We start from the raw sequence: 6,992 nt of genomic DNA, 5'->3' as shown, positions 1-6,992 counted from the left end.
TCCCTCATGGACAGTATCTACTTGCTGCATTTGGCAGCTTTAGCGTATTTGTGCTTGATTGTTTTATTAGTTTTTGTTGAATGCATTTTCATAAAATGGTTTCATCTGATGAAGATAGTGAAAACTGAAAAAGTGGATGTTATGATGATGATGGTAAAGTAGTTGGTGAAAAGTAAATGGAAAAGGCCCACTTTTTAGGGTGGGCCGGAAGAATGTTGTATATAAAATAACGATTAACGTTAATTTCTATGTTTTCAATTTAATAGGCCAAATATTATAGTCCAAAAAAATAAAGGTGTTGTGTCCGAAGGGCAAAAGAAAGATTGTAGGGAATCAGGATGATAATTGAATTTTTATCTTAGGCATCCGAATTGAATCAACCTAATATGAGTAAAAGTAATTATTTTGATGTCATAGTGGTGGGGTCCGGTATTTCCGGTGGATGGGCAGCAAAAGAATTTTGTGAGAAGGGACTAAAAACACTAGTTATAGAACGGGGTAAATCAGTAAAACATATTAAGGATTATCCTACAGCGAATCTGGATCCGTGGGAATTCGAACATAGAGGACAGCTAACCTTAGCCGAGAAGGAAGAAAATCCTATAGCTTCTAAATGTTATGCTTTCAAGGAAGATGCCATACATTTTTTCCTAAAAGATAATGAACAAGAATATATTCAGGAGAAGCCTTTCGATTGGATACGTGCCGATGCGGTGGGAGGTAAGTCTTTGTTGTGGGCACGTCAAGTGCAGCGTTGGTCGGATTACGATTTTGAAGGGCCTGCACGTGACGGCTTCGCCGTGGACTGGCCTATAAGATATAAAGATATAGAGCTTGGTATACGTATGTAGAAAGATTTATCGGCGTCGCGGGAAATCGTGACAACAATAGGATGATGCCTGACGGTCATTTTCTGCCGGCCTTTGAGATGAATGCGGTAGAAAAGATGATCAAGCAAAAGATAGAGACAGCCTATACGGACAGAAGTGTCATTCAGGGACGATGTGCTCATATCACTTCGCCTCAGCCTATCCATATAGCGCAGGGGCGTACCCAATGTCAGGCGCGGTCACTCTGTCAACGGGGATGTCCTTTTGGTGGTTATTTTTCTTCCAATGCATCTACTTTGCCATGGGCAGAGAAGACTGGTAATCTGACTTTGAAGGCCAACAAAATTGTACATTCCATCCTTTATGATGAGCAGAGTCAGAAAGCCAAAGGAGTATTGGTCATCGACAGAGAGACCAAGCAGTCGGAAGAGTATTATGCACGCATTATCTTTGTCAATGCTTCCGCCCTCAATACAAATCTTATTCTGTTGAACTCTAAATCCAAAAGGTTCCCTAACGGACTAGGTAATGACAGCGGTTTGTTGGGTAAGTTTGTTGCTTTTCACAATTATATGGGATCGCTGGGCGGCAGTGTTGAAGGATTCGAAGATAAATATTATTATGGAAGGCGTCCTACTCAACCTATAATTCCTAATTTCAGAAACGTCAAGAAGCAGGAAATGGACTTCTTACGGGGCTATGCTTCATTTTTCAGTGCCTATCGTGCGGCAGGAGTGCCTACAGAAGGTAGACAGGTAGGAGGGAACTATAAAGATAATATGCTTAAGTTAGGTGGCTGGCATGTAGGGATGATGATGCAGGGAGAAACTATTCCCAATGAATCGAATCACGTACGTCTGAGTGACGAATTGGATCAATATGGTTTGCCTAAGCTTATAACGTCCATAGGTTATTCGGAAAATGACTATAAAAGTATGGAAGATTTTTTGGCGCAAGGAGCGGAAATGTTAGAACGCGCCGGCGTGAAAAATATCTATATAAACCGTAGCAACCAAAATCCTGGCTTGGACATTCACGAAATGGGCGGAGTACGTATGGGAAGAGATCCGAAAACATCTTTGTTGAATGCGTATAACCAGCTTCATCATTGTAAAAACGTATTTGTGACCGACGGCGCATGCATGACTTCTACAGGGACACAAAATCCGTCCTTAACATATATGGCTCTTACCGCACGTGCAGCTAATCATGCTATCTCGGAAATGAAAAAAGGAAACCTATAATATGCGTTTAGTAATAAAATAAAATTGGCCTACAGGGGATGTAGGCCTTTTTTACTAAACAAAAACACCCAATAATAAAGAAATAATTAAGGGTAGGTCGTCATAACTTTGGTGATTTTCCAGCCTTCGCCGGTTTTAGCCAAAGTGATATAATCCACTCTTGAGAAGTCCGAAAACTGACATACAGACTTCGCAATACAGATGTCATTCGTCTCTTCAAGGATTTCGTAGCTCGTCTTAGCGTCAAACTCAAGTCCTTTATTTTGTTCCAACAGCTTTAAAAACTGTTTTTTGTTTAATTTATTGTTATTGGCTGTGTTTATATATTCAAAATTGTTAGCAAACATTTTTTTTGTCATACGACACAGTGCCGTTTACCAACGAAGTTACAAACGTTTCTACCATCGATTTTGTTGTTTCTTCGATAGTTGTTGAGCTAGGAGATGAAGCAAAAGAGTTTAATGATACAAAAACTAATGCTGCTGCTATTGCTGAGGTCAATGTTCTTTTTCATGGCTTTCTATCTTTTTTAATTGTCGATATCATTTCTGTTTTGATACCTCAAAATTATGTCGATATAGCCGGAGATTTTAGTGTGATTAGACCAATGACCCTATAAATTCGGTAGAACTCCGAAATATGCCGGTGAATACTTTTGTTGATTTTTTACCGAGAAACGATTAATTAAGAAAGAGGAGATACAGGTCCTGGGGTGGAAGCTTGTAGTTTAGATTTGCTTTTAAGACATGATGAAAAAAGAGCATGTGCTCTACATGCTCTTATCTTTGATAACTACTTCAAATTGTTTATTTCCTGTTGTTCCTTAAGCTTGTCTATATTGTTATTGCCGGCAAAGTCGTCAGTTTTCTGTTGAAAGTCTTCCAATATTTGCCGTATGGCTTCTGCATTTTCTGCTGTGCGGCCATAGATTTCCGGCATTTTGGATTCGATAAGTTTGTCGCCCAACTCTATGTTGTCTACTTCGATTTTACCTATTTTTTCTAATACAGCCTGCTGACTTTTTCTTACATCTTCCAACTCACGCACAATCTTAGCCATCAACTCGAATTTTTTTAATTTATCCATAACATAAAAATCTGTTGGTGTATAATATGCTAACAAGTGAGTAGAGGTTTTGTTTGTATAAAAAAATCCTCTGACCTAACTGTTAGGTCAGAGGATTTTTAGCATTATTAGTATTATAATGTTGTTAGGCTACTTCACGAAGGTCAACAGGCACCACGCGAGAAATACCTTGTTCTACCATAGTTACCCCGTAAATTATATCTGTGCTAGCAATTGTACGTTTGTTGTGCGACACGACGATAAATTGCGATTGGTTTGAGAATTCTTTGATGATTTTGTTGAATTTGTCAATGTTGGTATCATCCAACGGAGCATCCACCTCATCGAAGATGCAGAATGGAGCCGGCTTGAGTAGATAAAGTGAGAACAACAAAGCTGTGGCCGTAAGGGTTTTCTCTCCACCAGAAAGCTGGTTGATTGAAAGAGGACGTTTTCCTTTTGGTCGGGCGATAATGTCGATGTCCGAATCCAGAGGGTTGTCTGGATTACTAAGGACAAGGTCGCAGCTGTCTTCTTGGTTGAATAGGGAGCGGAACACTTTGATAAAGTTTTCTCGCACGGTATTGAAGGCGTTCATAAATTTCTCGTTGGCAGTGTCGTCGATTTCCTTGATGGTTGTCATCAGTGACTCTTTGGCCTCCAGCAGGTCATTTTTCTCTTTGTTGATGAATTCATAACGTTGCTGAATTTCGTCGTATGCTTCTTTAGCCATAGGGTTGATGGTTCCGAATTCATCCAGCTGCTTCTTGAGCTTTCGACATAGTTCTGCAAGCTCTTCCTGCGACTGCTACGATTTCAGGCATTTCACCTTCCAACAGCTCTTTGATATCTATATTAAATTCTACTGATAGTCTTTCTTTTAGTGTGTTTAAGTCTATCTGTAGGGATGTTTTCTTATCTTTTACTTCTGTAATCAAGAAGTCTAGCTGGTCTTTGTTCTTGCGCAAAGTAGCGACTTCTTCCTCTAGGTCGTTGAGCTTTTTACGGAAGCTATAAAACTCTTCTTCCATTTCGTGTAGAGCTTTTTCCAATGCTTCACGTTGCTCGTACAATCCTTTGAGGTCGTCATCATTGGTTTCGGTGAAGGTGAGAGCATCTTTCATGTCCGTCTTGATCTGTTCAAGCTCGGCGATACTTTTGTTGATGCGCAGCTCCAACGCTTCTTTCTGACTTTCACGGTACTCCAAATCTTTCTGGATGCCTGCAACCTTATTTTGTTGTTGATGAAGTCTGATATTCTCTTGGTTGTAGGCCGTAGATTTTTCCTGTACGATATCGTTCAACTCTTGGTAGGCTGCCTGGAGGTCGGCCAGTTGTTTTTGGCGTTCTTCGGCTTCCACTTTAAGGATTTTCAACTCTGGCTCCGCCTTGGTGAGTTCGTGCGCTATTTCGGCAAGGCGTTTTTCGATATCCTGTTTGCGGTTTTGTGAATTGGATATAAACGCTTGGTATTGCTCTTGCTTGGTTTTCACGGACGTCCATTCATTTTGAATGCGAGCCAGCTGGATGCGTATCTCGTCGATGGTTTCTTTTTGCGATTGTGCTTTTAGGGAAGAAATCTTTTCTACAAGTTCAGCTTCCGTATGTTGTAGCTCAGCGATACAGGCGTTAAGTTCTTTGATCTCCTTAGCGAGATTTTCTAGGTTTTTGGCACGTCCGATACGTTTTCCTTCAAACAAACCTACTGAACCACCACTGAAGCCCAGTTTGTTTTTACTAAACTTTCCTTCATGGTGCAACACGATGATATCCTTATGAGGAAGATCTACTTCCAAGGCTTTAGGGTCATCAGACTTCAGGATATAGACGTGTTTGAGCAGCTGCAGACAAAGGTTTTCATATTTTTTGTCTACTTTAATTACCTGCATGGCAGGAATCATATTTTCGGGAACGATGTAGTCGGCGTCTTTATTTTCCAGTACCGATTCTAATACAAAGAAGTTGGCTCGACCGCGTGAGGAATCACTCAACAGTTTTATCGCTTGAATGGCATCCTGTTTGGTGTCCACAACATAGTGGTTCATCACCGACTCCAAGTAATTTTCTATTGCCACCCGATACTCTTCCTGACAGAATAGAATGTCCGAAAAGAGTGGATAGGCTTTTGCCCATCCCGCGTTTTTGCGTAAAAATTTTATAGACTCCGGAAAACCTTCCAGATTGTCTACGAGTGATTTCGTTAGGTTATATTCGTTTTGTTTAGCGTCGACAAGGCGTGATTCTTTGTTGAGCAGATTTCTTGTCTCCTGAAGCTGGTCTTCTGCTGCTTGGATTTGACTGTTGAGCTCGTTTTCTATACGTACGGCTTCGTCGTATTGTTGCTGTTGTGCGTCCAGTTTGCCCTGCAATTCTGCTACCGCTATATTAAACTGTGAAAGTTCTTCCGCTTTGGAAGAGGCATCGCTGATATTGCGTAAAGATTCTTGCTCCAGCGATTCTTTTTGGATATTTAGTACAGCGATATCTTTCTCTACCTTATAGATTTTGTTTTGAAGATCGTTGTTTTCCTGTACAAATCTATCCAGCTTGTTTTTTGCGGACTGTTGTTGAGCTTTAAGCTCTTCCACTTCCGTTTTTGTTTTCTGGATATCCCCTTGGGCAACGTCTAGCTTAGCTTGTTCTTCATACAGCTCTTCATTTAATCTTTTAAGAGTATATTCTACGTTGGTAAGCTGTTGCTTGTCAAGGTTGAGTTCTGTGCTTAGACGTGATTCACGTTCTTTGAGGTGGTTAAGACGTTCATTTTTTATTTTCTTTTCCGACTCGTAAGCACGTATTTTGTTGTTGAACTCATTTGTTGCTTTTTGCTGAGCGGAAAGGCTTTTCTCCTTGACCAAAATCTCTTCCCTGCCGCTACGGAGTTCTTTTTCCTTGCGATCAATATCTTCTAAGGTCTGTCCCAAGGCCTGCTGTAGCTCCTTTTCCTTGTCGGTAAGAGCGTTAAGGTCGGTGCTGAAGGTGTCCAGCTTATAATAAGCCAAGCCTATGCTTGCCTTTTTATATTCTTCCTTCAGCTGGAAATATTTGTCAGCTTTTTTAGCCTGATTTTCTAAGGATTTAAGATTCTTTGTGATTTCATATAAGAGGTCATCGACACGGGAAAGGTCGGCTTCCGTATCTTTCAACTTGCTAAGTGTTTGTTTTTTGCGGACTTTATATTTGGAGATTCCTGATGCTTCTTCAAAGAGCGCACGCCGTGAGTTGTCTTTGTTAGCGATGATTTCGTCAATCATCTTAAGTTCGATGATGGAGTAGGTGTCTGCGCCGATACCGGTATCCAAGAATAGGTCCGTGATGTCTTTGAGACGGCATTTCACATCGTTCATGCGGTATTCCGACTCACCGTTGCGGTAAAGTTTACGCGTAATGGTTACCGTAGTGAACTCGGTAGGAAGGATGTTTTTGTTGTTGTTGAAGGTTAGTGACACTTCGGCAAGGTTTGCCGGCTTTCGTGTTTTTGTTCCATTGAAGATGATATTTTCCATCTTTTCTGAACGCAAAACACGAGTACTCTGTTCGCCTAACACCCAACGTATGGCATCCACCACGTTCGATTTTCCACATCCGTTAGGCCCAACAATGGCCGTAACCCCCTCATTGAAATTGATTGTGATTTTATCACCAAAACTTTTAAATCCTTTGATTTCAAGTCTAGTTAGTTCCATTCACTTAGCACTATTATAACGTACGAAAATAAGGAATTAAAAATAGAATAGGTACCCTGCTTTTTGCACATTTTAGGAGATTTCCACAATCGTTTCTCTTACTGTGTGTTAACTTTTAGAAAAAGGTTTTTTATATACTTCATTTTTTWATATTCGTTATTATGAGA

The 6,992-nt window shown here is 40.5% G+C and carries 5 protein-coding genes and 1 pseudogene; 2 read left to right on the top strand and 4 right to left on the bottom strand.

From position 1 onward, the window contains the following. Positions 1-386 precede the first annotated feature (386 nt). Positions 387-2,074: pseudogene (locus SD31_RS14240) on the top strand (GMC oxidoreductase). A gap of 86 nt (positions 2,075-2,160) precedes the next feature. Here SD31_RS14240 and SD31_RS14235 read toward each other — a convergent pair. Beyond that, complete coding sequence (locus SD31_RS14235; protein WP_231561708.1) at positions 2,161-2,346, bottom strand: nuclear transport factor 2 family protein; 186 nt, start codon at positions 2,344-2,346, stop codon at positions 2,161-2,163. 80 nt (positions 2,347-2,426) lie between these two features. Between SD31_RS14235 and SD31_RS14230 the strand changes: the two genes are divergently transcribed. Further along, on the top strand, positions 2,427-2,693 hold the full coding sequence (locus tag SD31_RS14230; RefSeq protein ID WP_156138390.1) for a hypothetical protein: 267 nt from the start codon (positions 2,427-2,429) through the stop codon (positions 2,691-2,693). Between the two features lie 173 nt (positions 2,694-2,866). Here SD31_RS14230 and SD31_RS14225 read toward each other — a convergent pair whose 3' ends face one another. The 3 genes from SD31_RS14225 to smc form a co-directional block, all read right to left on the bottom strand. Then, a complete protein-coding gene (locus tag SD31_RS14225) occupies positions 2,867-3,160 on the bottom strand; it encodes a hypothetical protein (protein WP_039054598.1) in 294 nt (97 codons plus the stop codon). A gap of 124 nt (positions 3,161-3,284) precedes the next feature. Further along, positions 3,285-3,872: an AAA family ATPase gene (locus SD31_RS19635; protein WP_231561707.1), complete on the bottom strand. Its 588-nt coding sequence runs from the start codon at positions 3,870-3,872 to the stop codon at positions 3,285-3,287. Between the two features lie 19 nt (positions 3,873-3,891). Continuing rightward, positions 3,892-6,825, bottom strand: coding sequence for a chromosome segregation protein SMC (gene smc, locus SD31_RS14220; protein ID WP_231561706.1), 2,934 nt, complete (start codon positions 6,823-6,825; stop codon positions 3,892-3,894). Positions 6,826-6,992 lie beyond the last annotated feature (167 nt).

The sequence above is a fragment of the Sphingobacterium sp. T2 genome (assembly GCF_000814685.1).
Taxonomy (GTDB): Bacteria; Bacteroidota; Bacteroidia; order Sphingobacteriales; family Sphingobacteriaceae; genus Sphingobacterium; species Sphingobacterium thermophilum.
This window is presented reverse-complemented; position numbering and strand designations above follow the sequence as displayed.

Bases quoted from the DNA above. Each gene is read 5' to 3' on its own strand.
- SD31_RS14225 (WP_039054598.1), bottom strand. From the start codon at position 3,160: ATGGATAAATTAAAAAAATTCGAGTTGATGGCTAAGATTGTGCGTGAG.
- SD31_RS19635 (WP_231561707.1), bottom strand. From the start codon at position 3,872: ATGGCTAAAGAAGCATACGACGAAATTCAGCAACGTTATGAATTCATC.
- smc (WP_231561706.1), bottom strand. From the start codon at position 6,825: ATGGAACTAACTAGACTTGAAATCAAAGGATTTAAAAGTTTTGGTGAT.